The organism is Streptomyces sp. MA5143a, from assembly GCF_900290235.1.
GTDB lineage: Bacteria > Actinomycetota > Actinomycetes > Streptomycetales > Streptomycetaceae > Streptomyces.
The window spans coordinates 1-19,596 of record NZ_OLMK01000045.1; the positions used below are offsets into that span (position 1 = coordinate 1).

A 19,596-nucleotide genomic window follows, 5' to 3' on the forward strand; every position below is an offset into this window, starting at 1 on the left:
TTATCAGAAGTTCTGAGTCGGAATTCCCGCCCGGTCCGGGTGGTTCCTGACGCACAGTTGCGTCGGGTTCCCCCCTGGGCGGAGCCGTAAACGTACTGGAGCGGGGCGCCCCGATGCAAATCGAGGAGCCCCGCTCCCAGTCAGGCGCTGACGGAGGGTCAGACCTCAACCACCACAGGCAGGATCATCGGCCTGCGTCGGTACGTGTCCGAGACCCACTTGCCCAGGGTGCGTCGGATGAGTTGCTGCAGCTGGTGGGGCTCGACGACCCCGTCCTGCGCCGAACGCTCCAGTACTTCGGTGATCCTCGGGACGACGTCCCCGAAGGCGGAGTCCTCGATACCGGAGCCTCGGGCCTGGATGTGCGGGCCACCGGTGATCTTGCCGGTGGAGGCGTCCACGACCACGAAGACGGAGATGATGCCCTCGTCGCCCAGGATCTTGCGGTCCTTCAGGGCCGGCTCGCCGACATCGCCGACCGAGAGGCCGTCGACGTAGACATAACCCGCCTGGACCTTGCCGGAGATCCTGGCCTTGCCCTCGATGAGGTCGACGGCTACGCCGTCCTCGGCGATGACGATGCGGTCGTGCGGGACGCCGGTCAAGGCACCCAGCTCGGCGTTGGCCCGCAGATGGCGCCATTCGCCATGGACCGGCATCAGGTTCTTCGGGCGGCAGATGTTGTAGAAGTACAGCAGTTCGCCGGCCGAGGCGTGTCCGGAGACATGGACCTTGGCGTTGCCCTTGTGGACGACGTTCGCGCCCCAGCGGGTCAGGCCGTTGATGACGCGGTAGACCGCGTTCTCGTTGCCGGGGATCAGCGACGAGGCCAGGATCACCGTGTCGCCCTGGACGATGCGGATCTGGTGGTCCCGGTTGGCCATGCGGGACAGGGCCGCCATCGGCTCGCCCTGTGATCCGGTGCAGACGAGGACGATCTCGTGGTCCGGGAGGTCGTCGAGGGTCTTGACGTCCACGACCAGACCCGGCGGAACCCGCAGATAACCCAGATCCCTGGCGATGCCCATGTTCCGAACCATCGAGCGGCCGACGAAGGCGACCCGGCGGCCGTACTCGTGAGCCGCGTCGAGGATCTGCTGGATGCGGTGGATGTGGCTGGCGAAGCTGGCCACGATGATCCGCTTCCGGGCTCCCGCGAAGACCTGGCGCAGAACGTTGGAGATGTCGCGCTCCGGGGGAACGAACCCCGGGACCTCGGCGTTGGTCGAATCGGAGAGGAGGAGGTCGATGCCCTCCTCGCTCAGCCGGGCGAACGCGTGGAGATCGGTCAGACGGTTGTCCAGCGGGAGCTGGTCCATCTTGAAGTCGCCGGTGTGGACGACCATGCCCGCGGGCGTGCGGATCGCCACGGCCAGGGCGTCGGGGATCGAGTGGTTGACCGCGACGAACTCGCAGTCGAAGGGGCCGATGCGCTCGCGGTTCCCCTCCGCCACCTCGAGGGTGTACGGGCGGATGCGGTGCTCCTGGAGCTTGGCCTCGATGAGGGCGAGGGTCAGCTTGGAGCCGATCAGCGGGATGTCGGGCTTCTCGCGCAGCAGATACGGGACACCACCGATGTGGTCCTCGTGGCCGTGCGTCAGGACGATGCCCTCGATGTCGTCGAGGCGGTCCCGGATGGACGAGAAGTCCGGCAGGATCAGGTCGATTCCGGGCTGCTCCTCCTCGGGGAAGAGCACTCCGCAGTCGACGATCAGCAGTCGGCCGCCGTACTCGAAGACGGTCATGTTCCGGCCGATCTCGCCGAGGCCGCCGAGCGGGGTGACCCGCAGGCCACCTTCGGGCAGGGGCGGGGGCGAGCCCAGTTCAGGATGCGGATGACTCAAAAGACTCTCCTCACCACGCGCGCCACGTGCCTCCGTGGCACGTGGCGCGCGTGACGTTCGTGCATAAGCAGTTGTGTATGGGATGCAGGCACTCGCGTCCTGCGTATTCAGTTGTGAAGTCGGGTGCCGCACTGTGCGATGCCAGGTCGCGCCGCGCGAAGTCTGGTGTTAGAGCTGTACCCCGCCGGCAGCAAGATCGATCTTGAGCTGGGCGGTCTCCTCGGGCGAGAGCTCGACCATGGGGGCGCGCAGCGGTCCGGCGGGCAGTCCCTGGAGGGCGAGCGCCGCCTTCGTGGTCATCACGCCCTGGGTGCGGAACATGCCCGTGAAGACCGGGAGCAGCTTCTGGTGGATCTCGGTGGCCTTCTGGACGTCTCCGGAGACGTACGCCTCGACGAGGCTGCGCAGCTCCGGGGTGACGACGTGGCCCACGACGGAGACGAAGCCGACCGCGCCCACGGAGAGCAGCGGCAGGTTCAGCATGTCGTCGCCGGAGTACCAGGCCAGGCCCGAGCGGGCGATGGCCCAGCTGGCGCGGCCGAGGTCGCCCTTGGCGTCCTTGTTGGCGACGATCCGCGGGTGCTCGGCGAGGCGGACGATCGTCTCGGTGTCGATGGGGACGCCGCTGCGGCCCGGGATGTCGTAGAGCATGACCGGAAGGTCGGCGGCGTCCGCGATGGCCCTGAAGTGGCGGTACAGGCCCTCCTGCGGGGGCTTGTTGTAGTACGGCGTGACGACGAGGAGGCCGTGCGCGCCGACCCGCTCGGCGGTGCGGGCCAGCTCGATGCTGTGGTGGGTGTCGTTCGTGCCGACGCCGGCGAGGATGTGGGCGCGGTCACCCACGGCCTCCAGGACGGCTCGTACCAGGTCCGATTTCTCCGCGTCACTGGTGGTGGGGGACTCACCGGTGGTCCCGTTGATCACCAGGCCGTCGTTGCCTGCGTCCACCAGGTGGGTGGCGAGCCGCTGCGCGCCGTCGAGGTCGAGTGCGCCGTCCGCCGTGAAGGGCGTGACCATGGCGGTGAGGACCCGCCCGAAGGGGGTCTGCGGAGTCGAGGTCGGAGCCATGGGTAACACGCTACTCGTTGCTCAGGGCGCGGTCTGCCCTAGGGGGCCGGGAAAAGTCAGGACAAATGCGGAGCCCGGCACTGCCTGCTCGGGGGTTCAAGCAGTGCCGGGTCCGTTTGATCAGGCTAGATGAACTTCGCGAAATGCCGCAATACGGACACTTCGCTCGGCTGACCCGTACATCTGTGCCTGGCCGAAACACATCTGCTCATCGACGTGTCCGCGCCTCAGGGGGCGACGCGACCGTTGGCGTTGAAGGCGGCGTGGGTCAGCGGCATGAGCTCGGCCCACGCGGCCTCCATCTTCTCGCCGACCATCTCGATCTCCCGCTGCGGGAAGGACGGCACCTTCGCCAGCTCGTGCTGGGTGCGCAGGCCGAGGAAGTGCATCAGCGAGCGCGCGTTGCACGTGGCGTACATCGAGGAGTACAGGCCGACCGGGAGGACCGTACGGGCGACCTCGCGGGCGACGCCGGCGCCGAGCATCTCCTGGTACGCCTCGTAGGCGTGGACGTACGCGTCCTCCGTGATCCGGCCGACCAGCTCCTGCTGGGCCTGGGTGCCCTCGACGAAGACGTACTTGCCGGGGCGGCCCTCCTGGACGAGCTTGCGGGACTCGTCGGGGACGTAGAAGACGGGCTGGAGCTCCCTGTAGCGGCCGCTCTCCTCGTTGTAGCTCCAGCCCACGCGGTGGCGCATGAACTCGCGGAAGACGAAGATCGGGGCGCTGATGAAGAAGGTCATCGAGTTGTGCTCGAAGGGGCTGCCGTGCCGGTCCCGCATGAGGTAGTTGATGAGGCCCTTGGAGCGCTCCGGGTCCTTCTTCAGCTCGTCCAGCGACTGCTCGCCGGCCGTGGAGACGCGGGCCGCCCACAGGACGTCGGAGTCGGACGCGCTGTGCTTGACCAGCTCGACGGTGACATCGCTGCGGAAGCTGGGCTTGAGATCGTCGGCGGGGGTGTCGGTCACGGCTCGAAAGGTCCTTCCCATTGCTGCTCTCGGGCGGCGCCCACTCTACGGGCCGCCACCGACAAGGGGGCGGATGGCCTGAGTTGTACCGCCTTGTGCCTCCCGTCGGCCCCCCGAGAGTGGTGGGCCCGGGGCCGGCTCGGTAGCCTCACCCGGCACAACGTGTGCGTGGATCGAGTGAGGATCAGCCGTGCCCCTGCCCTTCCTGACCGCCGATCGCGCCTTCGACCAGGCGGTGGACGAGGCGCTGCCGTTCGACGACCGCGACCGCTGGCGGCGGCCCTACCGTCCCGGCCCGTGGCGGGTCGGCGCGGCCGCGCTCCTGCTGCTGCTCGCGTCGTACGTGCTGGTCGCGGCGGTCATCATCGCGGCGGCCGAGACGGCGCAGGCGGGCGCGCTGTGCTTCGGGGCGGCGCTGCTGATCATCGCCTGCACCCTGCGGCTGCTCCGGGTCGGCATCTGGGTGAGTGCGCGGGGCGTGCGCCAGGTGAGCTTCTTCCGGACGCGTACGGCGTCCTGGGAGCCGACCGTGTCCGTGCGTACGGTGCAGCAGCCGGTGCGGTGGCTCGGGCTGCCGCGGTCTGTGCAGGGGCAGGCGCTGCTCCTGGTGCGCAGGGACCGGGTCCAGGAGTATGTGACGCCGCTGATGACCAGCCACAACGCCGACTTCCTGGCGCGTACGGAGGCATTCGACCGGGCGGCCGACACGATCGGGGCCTGGGCGGCCGCGTACGGACGCGTCGCGTAGTAGACCGAACGGGTGAGGGGCCGGACCGCGTGTGCGGTCCGGCCCCTCACCCGTCGGCGGGATGTCAGGCGGTCGGGATCGGCTTGCCGTCGTGGAGGGCGATGGCGCGCTGCATCGCCTTGCGGGCCCGCGGGGTGTCGCGGGCGTCGTGGTAGGCGACGGCGAGACGGAACCAGGTGCGCCAGTCGTCGGGGGCGTCCTCGGTCTCCGCCTTGCGCTGCGCGAAGACCTCGTCGGCCGAGGCGCGGTCGATGCGGCCGCTCGGGGTGCGCTTCAACTCGTCGACGGGCAGGCCGCCTTCGGCGTCGAGTTCGGCGGCGAGCTGGTTGGCCCTGCGGACGAACTGGGTGTTCTTCCACAGGAACCAGATGCCGATCGCGGGCAGGACGAGGACGGCGACGCCGAAGGCGATCGTGATCGGGGTGCCGGTCTCGATGAGCATGACCCCGCGGCTACCGACCAGGACGAAGTAGACGACCAGGACGGCTGCCGTGACGGCGTAGGTGATCTTCGCGCGCATGGTGGGTGCCGGCCGATCAGCCCAGGTCGAGGAAGTGTTCGAGACCGAAGGTGAGGCCCGGGGTCTGCACCACGCGGCGGGCGCCGAGCAGGATGCCCGGCATGAAGCAGCTGTGGTGCAGGGAGTCATGGCGGACCGTCAGGGTCTCGCCCTCGCCGCCGAGCAGCACCTCCTGGTGGGCGAGGAGGCCCCGCAGGCGTACCGCGTGGACGGGGACGCCGTCGACGTCGGCGCCCCGCGCGCCGTCCAGGCCCGTGGCCGTGGCGTCCGGTGCCGGGGCGGTGCCGGCGGCGCGGCGGGCCTCGGCGATGAGCTGGGCGGTGCGGGTGGCGGTGCCGCTGGGGGCGTCGACCTTGTTCGGGTGGTGCAGCTCGACGACCTCGACGGACTCGAAGTAGGGCGCGGCGATCTGCGCGAACTTCATGGTGAGGACGGCCCCGATGGAGAAGTTGGGCGCGATGAGCACACCGGTCTCCGGGGAGCCGTCCAGCCAGCCCTTCAGCTGCGCGAGACGCTCGTCCGTCCAGCCCGTGGTGCCGACGACCGCGTGGATGCCGTTGCGGACGCAGAAGTCGAGGTTGTCCATGACCGAGGCGGGCGTGGTCAGTTCCACGGCGACCTGGGCGCCCTGCTCGGTGAGGGTCTCCAGCTTGTCGCCCCGGCTCAGAGCGGCGACCAGTTCCATGTCCTCGGCGGCCTCGACGGCCTTGACCGCCTCGGAGCCGATACGGCCCTGGGCACCGAGGACCGCCACGCGCAGCTTGCTCATCTGTCTTGCTTCCTTCTGGGCCTTGTGGGAGGGGTCAGGCGACGGTGTCGTGGAGTCGGGACGCCTGTTTGTCCTTGAGCGGGCCGATCACCGACAGGGAGGGGCGCTGCCCGAGGACGTCGCGGGCCACGGCCCGGACCTCGTCCGGTGTCACCAGGGCGATCCGGGTCAGCATCTCGTCGACGGACATCTGCTCGCCCCAGCACAGCTCGCTCTTGCCGATGCGGTTCATGAGGGCGCCGGTGTCCTCCAGGCCGAGGACGGTGGAGCCCTTCAACTGGCCGATGGCCCGGTCGATCTCCTCGTCGGGCAGTCCGTGCTCGGCGACCTGGTCCAGCTCGTCGCGGCAGATCTTGAGCACGTCGTGGACCTGGGAGGGGCGGCAGCCCGCGTAGACGCCGAAGAGGCCGCAGTCGGCGAAGCCGGACGTGTACGAGTACACGCTGTAGGCGAGGCCGCGCTTCTCCCGGACCTCCTGGAAGAGGCGGGAGGACATGCCGCCGCCGAGCGCGGTGTTGAGGACGCCGAGGGCCCAGCGGCGCTCGTCGGTGCGGGCGAGGCCGGGCATGCCGAGGACGACATGGGCCTGCTCGGTCTTGCGGCCGATCAGCTCGACGCGCCCGGCCGTGCGGAGGCTGCGCCGGCCCTCACGCGGGGCGATCGGGGTGGCGTCGGTCCGGGTGAGGGCACCGGCCTTCTCGAAGGCCGCGCGGACCTGTCGTACGACCTTGTTGTGGTCGACGTTGCCGGCGCAGGCGACCACGAGGTGGGTGGGGTCGTAGTGCTTCTTGTAGAAGCGGCGGATGCGGTCGGCGGTGAGGGCGTTGACCGTGTCGACCGTGCCGAGGACGGGGCGGCCGAGGGGGGTGTCGCCGAACATGGTGTGGGCGAACAGGTCGTGCACACAGTCGCCCGGGTCGTCCTCGGTCATCGCGATCTCTTCGAGGATGGCGCCGCGTTCGACGTCGACGTCCTCCTCACGGATCAGGGAGCCGGTGAGCATGTCGCAGACGACGTCGATGGCGAGGGGCAGGTCGGAGTCGAGCACGCGTGCGTAGTAGCACGTGTACTCCTTCGCGGTGAACGCGTTCATCTCGCCGCCGACCGCGTCGATCGCGGACGATATGTCGAGCGCGCTGCGCCGGGTCGTGCCCTTGAAGAGCAGGTGCTCCAGGTAGTGCGTGGCGCCGTTCAGAGCGGGCGTCTCGTCGCGCGAGCCGACGTGGGCCCAGATGCCGAAGGTGGCGGACCGCACCGACGGCAGGGTCTCGGTGACGATGCGCAGGCCGCCCGGGAGGGTGGTCCTGCGGACCGTGCCGATGCCGCCGGCGCCCTTGATCAGGGTTTGGGTACGGGCGACGGCCCGCGCCTCCGTGGAGGTGCGGGCCGTCGCCTTGGAGCTACGCGACGTCACTTGTCGGCGTCGTCCTTCTTCTCGTCCGAGCCCTCTTCGCCCTCGATCACGGGGATGAGGGAGAGCTTGCCGCGGGAGTCGATCTCGGCGATCTCGACCTGGACCTTGGCGCCCACACCGAGGACGTCCTCGACGTTCTCCACGCGCTTGCCGCCGGCGAGCTTGCGGATCTGCGAGATGTGCAGCAGACCGTCCTTGCCCGGGAGCAGCGACACGAACGCGCCGAAGGTCGTCGTCTTCACGACGGTGCCCAGGTAGCGCTCGCCGACCTCCGGCATGGTCGGGTTGGCGATGCCGTTGATCGTGGCGCGGGCGGCCTCGGCGGCCGGGCCGTCGGCGGCACCGATGTAGATGGTGCCGTCGTCCTCGATCGTGATCTCGGCGCCGGTGTCCTCCTGGATCTGGTTGATCATCTTGCCCTTGGGGCCGATGACCTCGCCGATCTTGTCCACGGGGATCTTGACGGTGATGATCCGCGGGGCGTTGGGGGACATCTCGTCCGGGGTGTCGATCGCTTCCATCATCACGTCGAGGATGTGGAGGCGGGCGTCACGGGCCTGCTTGAGGGCGGCGGCCAGGACGGAGGCCGGGATGCCGTCCAGCTTGGTGTCGAGCTGGAGGGCGGTGACGAACTCCTTGGTGCCGGCGACCTTGAAGTCCATGTCGCCGAAGGCGTCCTCCGCACCGAGGATGTCGGTGAGGGTGACGTAGTGCGTCTCGCCGTCGATCTCCTGGGAGATCAGGCCCATGGCGATACCGGCGACGGGGGCCTTCAGCGGCACACCGGCGTTCAGCAGCGACATGGTGGAGGCGCAGACCGAGCCCATGGAGGTCGAGCCGTTCGAGCTGAGCGCCTCGGAGACCTGGCGGATCGCGTAGGGGAACTCCTCGCGCGTCGGCAGGACCGGGACGAGGGCGCGCTCGGCGAGGGCGCCGTGGCCGATCTCGCGGCGCTTCGGGGAGCCGACGCGGCCCGTCTCGCCGGTGGAGTACGGCGGGAAGTTGTAGTTGTGCATGTAGCGCTTGCGCGTCACCGGCGACAGGGTGTCGAGCTGCTGCTCCATGCGGAGCATGTTGAGGGTGGTGACGCCCAGGATCTGGGTCTCGCCACGCTCGAACACGGCGGAGCCGTGCACACGCGGGATGGCCTCGACCTCGGCGGCGAGCGTACGGATGTCCGTGACGCCACGGCCGTCGATGCGCTTCTTCTCCTTGATGACGCGCTCACGGACCAGGGACTTGGTCAGCGAGCGGTACGCGGCGGAGATCTCCTTCTCGCGGCCCTCGAACTGCGGGAGCAGCTTCTCGGCGGCGAGCGCCTTGACGCGGTCCAGCTCGGACTCGCGCTCCTGCTTGCCGGCGATGGTGAGCGCCTGGGCGAGCTCGTCCCTGACGGCGGCCGTGAGGGCCTCCAGGACGTCGTCCTGGTAGTCGAGGAAGATCGGGAACTCGCCGGTGGGCTTGGCGGCCTTCGACGCGAGGTCGGACTGGGCCTTGCAGAGGACCTTGATGAAGGGCTTCGCGGCGTCCAGACCGGCGGCGACGACCTCCTCGGTCGGCGCCTCGGCGCCGCCCTTGACCAGCTGGATGGTCTTCTCGGTGGCCTCGGCCTCGACCATCATGATCGCGACGTCGCCGTCCTCCAGGGTGCGGCCCGCGACGACCATGTCGAAGACGGCGTCCTCGAGCTCGGAGTGCGTCGGGAAGGCCACCCACTGGCCGTTGATCAGCGCGACGCGGACGCCGCCGATCGGGCCGGAGAAGGGCAGACCGGCCAGCTGCGTGGACGCGGAGGCGGCGTTGATCGCCACGACGTCGTACAGGTGGTCGGGGTTGAGCGCCATGATCGTGGCGACGACCTGGATCTCGTTGCGCAGGCCCTTCTTGAAGGACGGGCGCAGCGGGCGGTCGATGAGGCGGCAGGTGAGGATGGCGTCCTCGGAGGGACGGCCCTCGCGGCGGAAGAAGCTGCCGGGGATCTTGCCGGCGGCGTACATCCGCTCCTCGACGTCCACCGTGAGGGGGAAGAAGTCGAGCTGGTCCTTGGGGTTCTTGGAGGCGGTGGTGGCCGACAGCACCATGGTGTCGTCGTCCAGGTACGCCACGGCGGAGCCGGCGGCCTGCTTGGCCAGGCGGCCCGTCTCGAAGCGGATGGTGCGGGTGCCGAAGGAACCGTTGTCGATGACGGCTTCGGCGTAGTGGGTCTCGTTCTCCACTAGCGATCTCTCCGTTACTTTGTCGTCTTTTGTCCCGCGCTGTCCGTGTGACAGGGGGACGGTGGCGGAGAAGCGCTCCGTGCGGTGCGGGCCGGTCTTCGATCGAAGCACCCGGGGTTCGCTGCCCCGGGGGCCACTACCGAGGACCGGCGGCGGCGTGGTGCGCTTCTCCTCGTTCGGTCGCGTGCGGTCACCCGTCCCGGGTGTCCTCACGCTGTGTCGTACATATGGCGTTGTGCTACCACACTACAAAGGGGCGGTGACACTCCGCACGTTTCCATACGTAGGGCAAGGGCCCGTACGTACGGCAAAGGGAGCGGCCCCCGATCGTTTCGGGAACCGCTCCCTTCACGGCGTCCTACTTGGCGCCGGCCGCACCGCGGCGGATGCCGAGGCGGTCGACCAGCGTACGGAAGCGCTGGATGTCCTTCTTGGCCAGGTACTGCAGCAGACGGCGGCGCTGACCGACCAGGATCAGCAGACCACGACGGGAGTGGTGGTCGTGCTTGTGGGTCTTGAGGTGCTCGGTCAGGTCCGAGATACGGCGCGAGAGCATCGCGACCTGGACCTCGGGGGAGCCGGTGTCGCCCTCCTTGGTACCGAACTCGGCGATGATCTGCTTCTTCGTAGCGGCGTCGAGCGACACGCGATACTCCTTCTGAGTCTCTTCGATGCCACCGAGCGCCCCTGGTCTTCGTCTCAGGGGGACTTCTGTGACTCGGGTGGCGGGATCCGTCGGCGCTGCCTCGCGGGGTCCCTGGAGGGAGTCCGCGGGGTGCGTACACAGACGGCCGTCACACAGCGTACCAGCACGCCAGGACGGTCCTGCCCGGGGCCCGGTCGATGCGGGGTGCGCGGTCAGCCGGTCAGTGACCGGACCTGGGTGAGGACGCCCAGCACCGCCAGGCACAGCGGGATCAGGGTGAGCAGCACGAACGCCTCGGCGATGTCGAGGAGGCGGCCCCAGAAGGGGGAGAGGCCCTTCTGGGGGACGATCAGGCCGATCGCGGTGAGCAGCGCGGCTCCGGCTGTGATGGCGGCCGTGAGCCAGATGGTGCGCAGGTCCAGGGCGCCCCGGTCGGCGTGGAGCGTGAACTCCGTCAGGGCCTCGGCCGGCGGGTTGAGCGCGAGGCCGACCAGCAGGAGGGCGAGGGCCGCGACACCGGCGACGAGGGCGCACACCACCTGCGAGGTGTAGCGGAACAGGCGGGCGCGGATCAGCATGGCGAGCCCGGCGGCGAGGCCGAGCAACCGGCCCCACAGGTCGTCCGCGAAGCCGAGGACGGCGGTGGAGGCGACCACCACGGCGGAGGTGCCGCCGACGAGGCCCAGCAGCATCTCGTGGCCGCGCCGGGCCTGGGCGGCGATCCGCTCGGCGTCCAGGGGCTCGGTGTCCGGGCTCTGGGCGGGGTCGAGGTCGAAGTCCTCGTACGCGGCGGAGCGCGGGGAGGCGTAGCCGATCGGCAACCGGGCGAAGCGGGCCGACAGGCCGGGGAGGAAGGCGACCAGGCCGATGGCGACCGGGGCGCACACCGCGGCGGTGTCGGTCGCGGAGGCGTCGGCGAGGATCGCCACGAACGTGGCCACGGCACCGACCGCCGCCGCGAAGGTGGTGGCCACGAAGGCCGCGTCCCCACTGGGGGTGAGCGCGACCAGGGCGACGGAGGCGACCAGCACCGCCACGCAGCCCAGCATGAACTGCAGCTTGCCCGGCCCCTGTCCGGCCGTCGGGTCGATGATTCCCGAGCCCGCGAGGAAGAGCAGGGGCAGGGAGGCCGGCCCGATGGCCACAGCGGCCACCCGGTCGGCGTACACACGGGCGCGCACGGCCGCGTACGCGCTCAGGAGTACGCCGAGGCCGCCCGCGAGGATCCCGGGCAGGCCGTTCATGTCGTGGCGGACCGGGTCGGCGTACCAGAGCACGAAGGCGGCGAGCAGCAGGAGCAGGGCGCCGCCGATCAGTCCGGCCACGCGCAGCAGGTCGTCGCTCCACAGGTGACGGTCGCGGACCACCGCGGAGGCGACCGCGTCGGAGACGTCGTCGTGGACGGCCGGGGGCAGCGACTCGGCGAAGGGGCGCAGGCTCAACACCTCGCCGTCGAGCACGCGTTCGTCGGCGAGCGAGCGGGCGCCGTCGATGGTGGTGCCGTCGCGGCGCACCAGGTGGTAGCCCGTCGGAGTGCCCACGGGCTGGGTCTGGCGCGTCAGGCGCAGGATCTCCGGATAGATGTCCGCGATGGTGATGTCCACCGGGAGGGCGACGTCGATGCGGCTGTCGGGTGCCACGACAGTGACTCGGCAGAACCCGGTCGTCGCGGTCGTACTCACCTTTACTGACCCCCTGCTTCGCGGATGCGTACGATGCGGGCGTCACCCTACCGGTAGGTGCCGTCAGTGGTGACAAGTAGGATCCCCGCCTAGCGGAGGGTGACCGTCACCACGGGGGTGCCGGTAGGAAACTGCTCGGCCGCATAGGGGGATTGACTCACCGGTGAGCCAGATCGTCATCAAGCGCCCACCGCGTACCCTGCCGCCCGAGGTGCCCTGCGACGAGCTGCGCCTGGAGGCTCCTCCCGAGCTGCCGCGGGGTCAGCAGGAGGGCATGCTGATGCAGATCCTGCCGACGCTCGGCATGGGCTCGTCGGTGGTGTTCTACTTCGCCTCCCCCAACGCCCATCCGTTCATGCGGATCATGGGTGTGGTGATGCTCGTGTCGACGGCCGCGATGGTGATCGCGCAGATCGTCCGGCACCGTCGCGGTACGCAGGGGCAAATGGCCGATGTCCGTCGGGACTATCTCAAATATCTCGCGCAGACCCGGCGTACGGTGCGCAGGACCGGCTTGAAGCAGCGTGACGCCCAGCTGTATCTGCACCCTTCTCCCGAGCAGTTGTGGTCGGTGGTCGCCGAGGGCAGCCGGGTGTGGGAGCGCCGGGTCGGGGACGCGGACTTCGGGCAGGCGCGGATCGGTCTGGGACCGCAGCAGTTGGCCTCTCCTCTGGTGGCTCCCGAGACCGCGCCCGTGGACGAACTCGAACCCCTGTGCGCGGGCGCCATGCAGCGGTTTCTCGCCGTGCACGGCCAGTTGGACGGGTTGCCGGTCGCGGTGTCGATGCGGGCGTTCTACCACGTGACGGTGTCCGGGGAGCCGGAGTGCGCCCAGGCCGCGGCGCGCGCGCTGGTCGCCCAGCTCACCACCCTGCACTCCCCCGACGATCTGTTGTTGGCCGTGGTCGCCGCGCCGAGCGCGGTCGGCCGCTGGGACTGGACCAAGTGGCTGCCGCACAGCCAGTTGGCCGGGCAGTTCGACGGCGCGGGCACCCGGCGGTTGTTCGGTGACGACCTCGGTGAGCTGGAACAGCTGCTCGCGGCCCGCCTCGAAGGCCGCCCGCGGTTCAGCCGGGACGGCCAGCCGGTCCTGGACCAGCCGCACATCGTCGTCGTCCTCGACGGCGGGATCGTGCCCCCGACCTCCGCTTTCGCCGCCGCCGAGGGCCTGCAGGGCGTCACGATCATCGAGGTGGTCCCCGGCGAACTCGACCAGCCCCGGGGCGGTCTCTCCATCGTCGTACGACCGGACCGGCTGTGGCTGGACACGGGTGCCGAGGTCGCCTACGAGGGCACTCCCGACGGGCTGTCCCTGCCCGCCGCCGAGGCGCTCGCCCGGCAGCTGGCCCCCCTGCGGATGGGTGGCGGGAACGACGACGAGCCGCTGCTCGCCAACCTGGACTTCACCGATCTGCTGAGCCTCGGTGACGCCGCCTCCGTGGACGTCACCCGCGCCTGGCGGCCGCGGTCGACACCGGAGCGCCTGCGGGTGCCCATCGGTGTCGGCGAGGACGGCCGGCCCGTGATGCTGGACCTCAAGGAGGCCGCGCAGGACGGTATGGGTCCGCACGGTCTGTGTGTGGGCGCGACCGGCTCCGGCAAGTCGGAGCTGCTGCGCACGCTGGTCCTCGGCCTCGCCGTCACGCACTCCTCCGAGACGCTGAACTTCGTCCTCGCGGACTTCAAGGGCGGCGCCACCTTCGCCGGCATGTCGCAGATGCCGCACGTCGCCGCCGTCATCACCAACCTCTCCGACGACCTGACCCTCGTCGACCGCATGGGCGACGCGATCCGCGGTGAACTCCAGCGGCGCCAGGAGCTGCTGCGCTCGGCGGGCAACTACGCCAACATCCACGACTACGAGAAGGCGCGGGCCGCGGGTGCTCCGCTGGAGCCGCTGGCCTCGCTCGTCCTCGTGATCGACGAGTTCAGCGAACTGCTCACGGCCAAGCCCGACTTCATCGACATGTTCATCCAGATCGGCCGCATCGGCCGCTCCCTGGGTGTGCATCTGCTGCTGGCCTCGCAGCGCCTGGAGGAGGGGCGTCTGCGCGGTCTGGACACGTATCTGTCGTACCGGATCGGTCTGCGGACGTTCTCAGCGGCGGAGTCGCGCGCGGCGCTGGGTGTTCCGGACGCCTACCACCTGCCGTCCGTGCCCGGTTCCGGATATCTGAAGTTCGGCACGGACGAGATGATCCGCTTCAAGGCGGCGTACGTGTCGGGTGCGTACCGCTCCGGTGATCCCGTGGTCTCCGGGGACCGGACGCCGATCGAGCGTCGTCCCGCGCTGTTCACGGCCGCGCAGGTGCCGGTGACGTACGCGGCTGCGGACCCGGCGGCGCAGACGCCGACCCCGGCGCGCCAGGAGGACGACGCCCTGGCGGACACCGTCCTCGACGTCATCGTGCAGCGGCTGGAGGGCCAGGGGGTGCCCGCCCACCAGGTGTGGCTGCCGCCGCTGGACCAGGCTCCGACGCTGGACCAGTTGCTGCCGCCGCTGGCCTCGACGGCCGATCGGGGTCTGCAGGCCGCCGAGTACGCCCGGCTGGGCGGGCTGACGGTCCCCCTCGGTCTGATCGACAAGCCGTTCGAGCAGAAGCGCGAGGTGCTCTACCGGGACTTCTCCGGCGCGGCCGGCCACATGATGGTCGTCGGCGGCCCGCAGTCCGGCAAGTCCACTCTGCTGCGCACGTTGATCGGCTCCTTCGCCGTGACCCACACGCCGCACGAGGTGCAGTTCTACTGCCTCGACTTCGGCGGTGGCGGCCTGTCGTCCCTGGCGGACCTGCCGCACGTCGGCGGGGTCGCCTCCCGGCTGGATCCCGAACGGGTCCGGCGTACGGTCGCGGAGGTCGCGGGCATCCTCAACCGCCGCGAGCAGTTCTTCCGCGCAGGCGGCATCGACTCCATCGGCACCTACCGGCGTCGGCGCGCGGCCGGTGAGCTGCCCGGCGAGGCCTGGGGCGACGTCTTCCTGGTCATCGACGGCTGGGGCAACTTCAAGGGCGACTACGAGGGCCTCGAAGGCATCGTGCACGACATCGCGGGCCGCGGCCTCGGCTACGGCATCCACGTCGTCCTCTCCGCCTCGCGCTACATGGAGGTGCGGTCCGCGCTCAAGGACCAGATCCTCGGCCGACTGGAGCTGCGCCTGGGTGACGTCATGGACTCCGAGTTCGACCGCAGGGTCGCGGCGAACGTACCGGCGGGTGTGCCGGGCCGTGGCCAGGTGCCGGAGAAGCTGCACTTCATGACGGCGCTGCCTCGCATCGACTCCTCGTCGGACGCGGACGGCCTGTCGGACGCCACGGCTCAGCTGGTGCAGGCGGTCAAGGGCAACTGGCAGGGTCCCGCGGCGCCGACGGTCCGCCTGCTGCCCCGCAGGCTGCCGGCCGACCAGCTGCCCAAGGGCTTCGAGTTCCCGCAGCACGGCATCGCGATCGGCATCGACGAGGCGAACCTCGAGCCGGTCTTCGTCGACTTCGACACGGACCCCTTCTTCCTGGTCTTCGGGGACAGCGAGTCGGGCAAGACGAACCTGCTGCGTCTGATCGCGAAGCAGGTCGCCGAGCGCTACACGCCCGCGGAGGCCCGGATCGTCGTCGGCGACTACCGCAGGACGATGCTGGAGGCGGTCTCCGAGGAACATTTGCTGGAGTACGCGCCGATGGCGTCCGCGATGAACGTCCACATGGACGCCATCCGGCAGTTCATGGAGATGCGCGCGCCGAAGCCCGACATCACACCGCAGCAGCTGCGTGACCGCAGCTGGTGGAACGGACCGCAGCTGTTCGTCATCGTCGACGACTACGAGCTGGTCGCCACCAACTCCGGGAACCCGCTGTCGGTCCTCGTCGAGCATCTGCCCTTCGCGCGTGACGTGGGCGTCAAGTTCATCATCGCCCGCAACGCGGCGGGGGCCTCGCGGTCCATGTACGAGTCGTTCATGCAGCGGGTGAAGGAGCTCGGCGCGCAGGGGCTCGTCCTGTCCGGCGACCCGATGGAGGGCGACATCCTCGGCAACGTGCGGGCGCGGCCCATGCCTCCGGGGCGGGGCACGTTCGTGTCGCGGAAGCGCGGAGCCCCTCTTATCCAGGTGGGCTTGCTTCCGCAACGCCATTAGAGTGGTGAACAGTGACCAACACTGTTGGGTGAAGCCTTGGTTGACGTGAGCGAACGGGGCGAACGGGGAGCACGGGGAGGCTGCTGAAGTGAGTTCGGACGGGGGCATGGGCGGGGGCGCTGCGGACACCGGCAAGTCCTTCGACAGCTTGTACGGCGTGAACCCGCAGATGGCGCTGGACATCCAGCACGACGCCATGAAGCAGTTCAAGAAGCGTGTCGACAACCTGCTGATCGAACTGGGCAAGTCCGAGGCCGCACCCGACAAGGTCGGCCAGGACCGTCTCACCCGGGCCCAGTTGGGATCCGCCGAGTTCAAGGAAGCACAGTTCCTCTACGAGTCGTACGCCATCGTCCACGACGAGTTGGAGAACCTCTCCAAGGCGCTCAGCGCGCAGATCGAGGGCGTGGGGCTGGCCGTGCACGCGTCACGGGTGGGCTTCGAGAACCTGGACGACGACATCAAGGCGCGGATGCGGGAGGTCAACACGGAGGTCGACAAGTACTACGACGTCGACCGTGATCCGTATGCCCGGTCGAAGGCGGAGGAGCAAGGCACTCAGCAAGGCAATCAGCAGGCCTCGCGGCAGGGAGAGCCGGCCGCGGAGGCAGCGGAGGTCAGCGAAGGGGAGAAGGGCCTGTAATGAGCGAGCAGCCCGAGCGGAAGCAGCCCACGCCCCAGCACACCGACTTCGAGTCCATGACCCACGCGCAGCTCGCTGCGATGCTCGACTCGGCCAACTCCGAGGGCGCCTACGACCTCGCGGCGAAGCTCTCCAAGGCGGCCTCGACGATCACCAAGATCGGCGACGATCTCATGACGTACGTCAAGGGCCTGGAGTGGCAGGGCGAGGCCGGCGACACGTTCCGTGAGTGGGGCGGGCAGACGGCGAGCGCCACGCTCCACCTCGGGGAGTACGCCGAGGTGGCGTCCCGGTGGATGGGCATCGTCTCCCGGGCGATCGCGGAGGCGAAGGCGGTCATGCCGGACACCTCCGAGACCACGGCCGCGCAGGCGGACCTCCGCACCGCACAGAAGTCCCTCGCGTCCACGAAGGAGCCCGGGGCCCGCAACGACCCGGACTCCCGGCAACTGGCCCAAACCGCCAAGTCCGACGCGACGGCGGCCCAGGGGCGGATCGACGCGGCTCGTTACGAGGCCGTGCAGCAGATGCGGAAGCTGGCGCAGACTTATCAGCAGTCGGCGGCGCAGGTTAATTCGGTTACGCCGCCTACGTTTGTGCCGCCGGCGGAGCGCCTGGACGACCGGTGGAGAGAAGCTGAGTACGTATCCCCCATCGGCTCCCAAGGAGCATCCGGCGGCCCGGCCGTGTTCACACAAACCGGGACCGGAAGAGTCACCAGTCCGCATGCCACCACGCAAGTAGCTCCGCATGGCCAGGCTCAAGAGTCGGCCGACCGCTCTGAACCGGTCTCCATGGGAATCGACGGCTTGTCCACGCTTCCCGATGCATCCACGCCGAGTCTCCCTACCCCGCCTTCCAACGGCCCTGCCCAGCGTGCTGAGGCCCCGCCTGCAACACAGCCCAGTCCTATTCCTCATTCCTTCAACGGCGGCAGAAAGCAACCGGGCCAGTCCAATCCCGGGCGGGTTCCTTCGACCACGAGGCCTCCGCTTCTGCCTGGGCAGGGGCCTACCAGCGGCGGTGGGGCCCGCATGCCACGCGAGACCGGAATCGTGGGTGGCCGTCCCGTGCCACCCACTTCCGGTCGTACGGGCGGCCTTCCGCGCGGAACGGTCATCGGCGGCGACGGCACACAGGGCCGTACGCCGATGGGACGCGGTGTGACTCCTGGGATGCCGGTTGGCAACCCCAATGTCCACCAGAGTGGCGTAGTCGGAGGACGGCGTCTTGCCTCTGAAGGCGGCGGAGTGATGGGCGGTCGTCCAGCGCAGCCGGGTCGCTCCGGGCCCCGCCCGTTCACGCCCGGTGGAGCCGGTCTGGTGCGTCCCTCCGGTGCCCCCGATCCGACACACGGTTCGGCGGTCGGCCGCGCAGGAAAATCTGCTCACCATGCCCCTGCCTCGGACACCCGTAGAGATCGGCCACAGGGGGAACGACCCGACTACCTCGTCGAAGACGAGGAGACTTGGAATCGCGGCAATCGCCGCACCCTTCCACCTGTCGTCGACTGAGGCCAAACAACCTTCCAGGAAGGCACATGCTCTCCAGTGGTAAGCGAACACTGCAGCCATTCTCGGCAATATCGGCTGCTCTCGGCCTACTGCTGGTAGGCATCACTGAATCCCCCGCTCACGCTGAGTCGATCCGCGAGCGACAGTGGCACCTCGACGCCATGCATGCCGAAGAGATGTGGAAGGTCACCACCGGCCGTGGTGTCACCGTAGCGGTCATCGACACCGGCGTCGACGATTCCCTGGCAGACCTGAAAGGTCAGGTTCTGGACGGCAAGGACTATTCAGGCCTAAAAGGGGATGAAAATACCGACATTGACGGCCATGGTACGAACATTGCCGCACTTATCGCCGCCACCGGCGGGCGAGGGAGCTTGAATGGCTCATATGGCCTTGCGCCGGGGGCCAAAATCCTACCCATCCGTATGGCACTCAACAATGGCGACAGTTTCGAGAATGCTAAATCCGGAGCCACGTATGCCGCACAAATTTCTACAGCAATCCGATATGCAGCAGACTCCAAAGCCCAAGTAATCAACATATCTGGCGGAAGCTTCCAAGACGACGCAAACACACCGGAGCTTTCCTCAGCCGTCAAATATGCCCTCACGAAAGGAAAGTTGATTTTTGCTGCTGCCGGCAACGAGGGCGATGGGGCCAATATCCCCGGTTATCCGGCAGCCATACCCGGAGTGGTTGCTGTGGCATCGATCAATGAAAAGATCGAACGAAGCTCTTTCTCCCAGTGGGGACCCCAGATCGATGTTGCCGCTCCCGGAGAAGACCTGCTTAGTGCCTGCGCAGGCGGTACCCAGATCTGTATGTCCGATGGAACCAGTGGCGCCGCAGCGATCGCGTCCGCATCCGCCGCTCTCATCTGGTCGAAGCATCCGACCTGGACAAACAATCAGGTTCTGCGTGTCCTGATCAACACGATGAAAGGCAACGAGAAAAAGTGGACCTGGAACAACGCCATCGGTTACGGCATTGTCCGTCCACGCATCGCGCTGCAGAACCCTGGTGACCCCGGGCCCGCCGACGAGTGGCCGCTCCCGGACCTCGCCGCCTCCGAAAAGTCGGCATCTCCGTCACCTTCTCCCGATACTTCGAAGGCCGACAGTGATGCTTCCGGCGAGAAGCAGGACACGACCAGCGAGTCCGCCCCCACCACTTCCGAATCGGATCAGAGCAACATGCTTCTCTGGATCGCCATGGGTGTCGGCGCTGCGGCTGTCCTCGGCGCGGCGATCGCCTTCTTCGTTGCCCGCGGTCGTCGTGGTCGCGGCACAGTCCCGCCCGCTCACCCACTGCCACCCACGTACAACCAGCCTCTCCAGCCCCCTTACCCCGCCTTCGGCCCACCGCAGGGGAACATCGCCGGCCCGCCCCCTGAGAGCGGGGGCGGGCCAGGTCAGCCTTCCTGACAACGGCAGCACGA

Annotated in this window: 14 protein-coding genes; 5 read left to right on the forward strand and 9 right to left on the reverse strand. The window is 68.9% G+C overall.

Annotated elements, in window-relative coordinates:
• Positions 1-158: 158 nt before the first annotated feature.
• From SMA5143A_RS21060 to thyX, 3 genes are all read right to left on the reverse strand, one after another.
• The gene (locus SMA5143A_RS21060) at positions 159-1,844 is read right to left on the reverse strand and encodes a ribonuclease J (protein ID WP_107464455.1); all 1,686 of its coding nucleotides are present in this window, start codon (positions 1,842-1,844) and stop codon (positions 159-161) included.
• A gap of 168 nt (positions 1,845-2,012) precedes the next feature.
• Positions 2,013-2,912, reverse strand: coding sequence for a 4-hydroxy-tetrahydrodipicolinate synthase (gene dapA, locus SMA5143A_RS21065; RefSeq protein ID WP_107464456.1), 900 nt, complete (start codon positions 2,910-2,912; stop codon positions 2,013-2,015).
• Positions 2,913-3,139: 227 nt separating this feature from the next.
• On the reverse strand, positions 3,140-3,880 hold the full coding sequence (gene thyX / locus SMA5143A_RS21070; RefSeq protein WP_107464457.1) for an FAD-dependent thymidylate synthase: 741 nt from the start codon (positions 3,878-3,880) through the stop codon (positions 3,140-3,142).
• Between the two features lie 190 nt (positions 3,881-4,070).
• On the opposite strand from thyX, the gene SMA5143A_RS21075 reads away from it, so the two are divergent.
• Positions 4,071-4,628: a hypothetical protein gene (locus tag SMA5143A_RS21075; RefSeq protein ID WP_107464458.1), complete on the forward strand. Its 558-nt coding sequence runs from the start codon at positions 4,071-4,073 to the stop codon at positions 4,626-4,628.
• A 64-nt stretch (positions 4,629-4,692) separates the two neighbouring features.
• Here SMA5143A_RS21075 and SMA5143A_RS21080 read toward each other — a convergent pair whose 3' ends face one another.
• The 6 genes from SMA5143A_RS21080 to eccD all read right to left on the reverse strand — a co-directional run bounded on the left by SMA5143A_RS21080 (position 4,693) and on the right by eccD (position 11,875).
• Complete coding sequence (locus SMA5143A_RS21080; RefSeq protein ID WP_107464459.1) at positions 4,693-5,148, reverse strand: tetratricopeptide repeat protein; 456 nt, start codon at positions 5,146-5,148, stop codon at positions 4,693-4,695.
• Between the two features lie 16 nt (positions 5,149-5,164).
• Positions 5,165-5,917 carry a 4-hydroxy-tetrahydrodipicolinate reductase gene (gene dapB, locus SMA5143A_RS21085; protein WP_099970640.1) on the reverse strand — a complete coding sequence of 251 codons (753 nt, stop codon included), beginning with the start codon at positions 5,915-5,917 and terminating at the stop codon, positions 5,165-5,167.
• A gap of 34 nt (positions 5,918-5,951) precedes the next feature.
• Positions 5,952-7,331 (reverse strand): M16 family metallopeptidase, encoded by a 1,380-nt coding sequence (locus SMA5143A_RS21090; RefSeq protein ID WP_107464460.1) that lies wholly within the window; start codon positions 7,329-7,331, stop codon positions 5,952-5,954.
• The gene (locus SMA5143A_RS21095) at positions 7,328-9,547 is read right to left on the reverse strand and encodes a polyribonucleotide nucleotidyltransferase (protein ID WP_107464461.1); all 2,220 of its coding nucleotides are present in this window, start codon (positions 9,545-9,547) and stop codon (positions 7,328-7,330) included. The genes SMA5143A_RS21090 and SMA5143A_RS21095 overlap by 4 nt, the downstream gene beginning before the upstream one ends.
• Before the next feature lie 358 nt (positions 9,548-9,905).
• Positions 9,906-10,193 (reverse strand): 30S ribosomal protein S15, encoded by a 288-nt coding sequence (gene rpsO / locus SMA5143A_RS21100; protein ID WP_030583699.1) that lies wholly within the window; start codon positions 10,191-10,193, stop codon positions 9,906-9,908.
• A gap of 212 nt (positions 10,194-10,405) precedes the next feature.
• Positions 10,406-11,875, reverse strand: a complete 1,470-nt coding sequence (eccD, locus tag SMA5143A_RS21105) for a type VII secretion integral membrane protein EccD (protein WP_107464462.1) — start codon at positions 11,873-11,875, stop codon at positions 10,406-10,408.
• Positions 11,876-12,038: 163 nt separating this feature from the next.
• Here eccD and eccCa point away from each other — a divergent pair, with 163 nt between their 5' ends.
• The 4 genes from eccCa (at position 12,039) to mycP (ending at position 19,582) form a co-directional block, all read left to right on the forward strand.
• On the forward strand, positions 12,039-16,001 hold the full coding sequence (gene eccCa, locus SMA5143A_RS21110; protein WP_107464463.1) for a type VII secretion protein EccCa: 3,963 nt from the start codon (positions 12,039-12,041) through the stop codon (positions 15,999-16,001).
• A gap of 88 nt (positions 16,002-16,089) precedes the next feature.
• Positions 16,090-16,644 (forward strand): hypothetical protein, encoded by a 555-nt coding sequence (locus SMA5143A_RS21115; RefSeq protein ID WP_375136530.1) that lies wholly within the window; start codon positions 16,090-16,092, stop codon positions 16,642-16,644.
• Positions 16,644-18,158: a hypothetical protein gene (locus tag SMA5143A_RS21120; RefSeq protein ID WP_107464465.1), complete on the forward strand. Its 1,515-nt coding sequence runs from the start codon at positions 16,644-16,646 to the stop codon at positions 18,156-18,158. Before SMA5143A_RS21115 ends, SMA5143A_RS21120 begins: the two co-directional genes overlap by 1 nt.
• Positions 18,159-18,184: 26 nt before the next feature.
• A complete protein-coding gene (gene mycP / locus SMA5143A_RS21125; protein ID WP_107464466.1) occupies positions 18,185-19,582 on the forward strand; it encodes a type VII secretion-associated serine protease mycosin in 1,398 nt (465 codons plus the stop codon).
• The last annotated feature ends 14 nt before the right edge of the window (positions 19,583-19,596 follow it).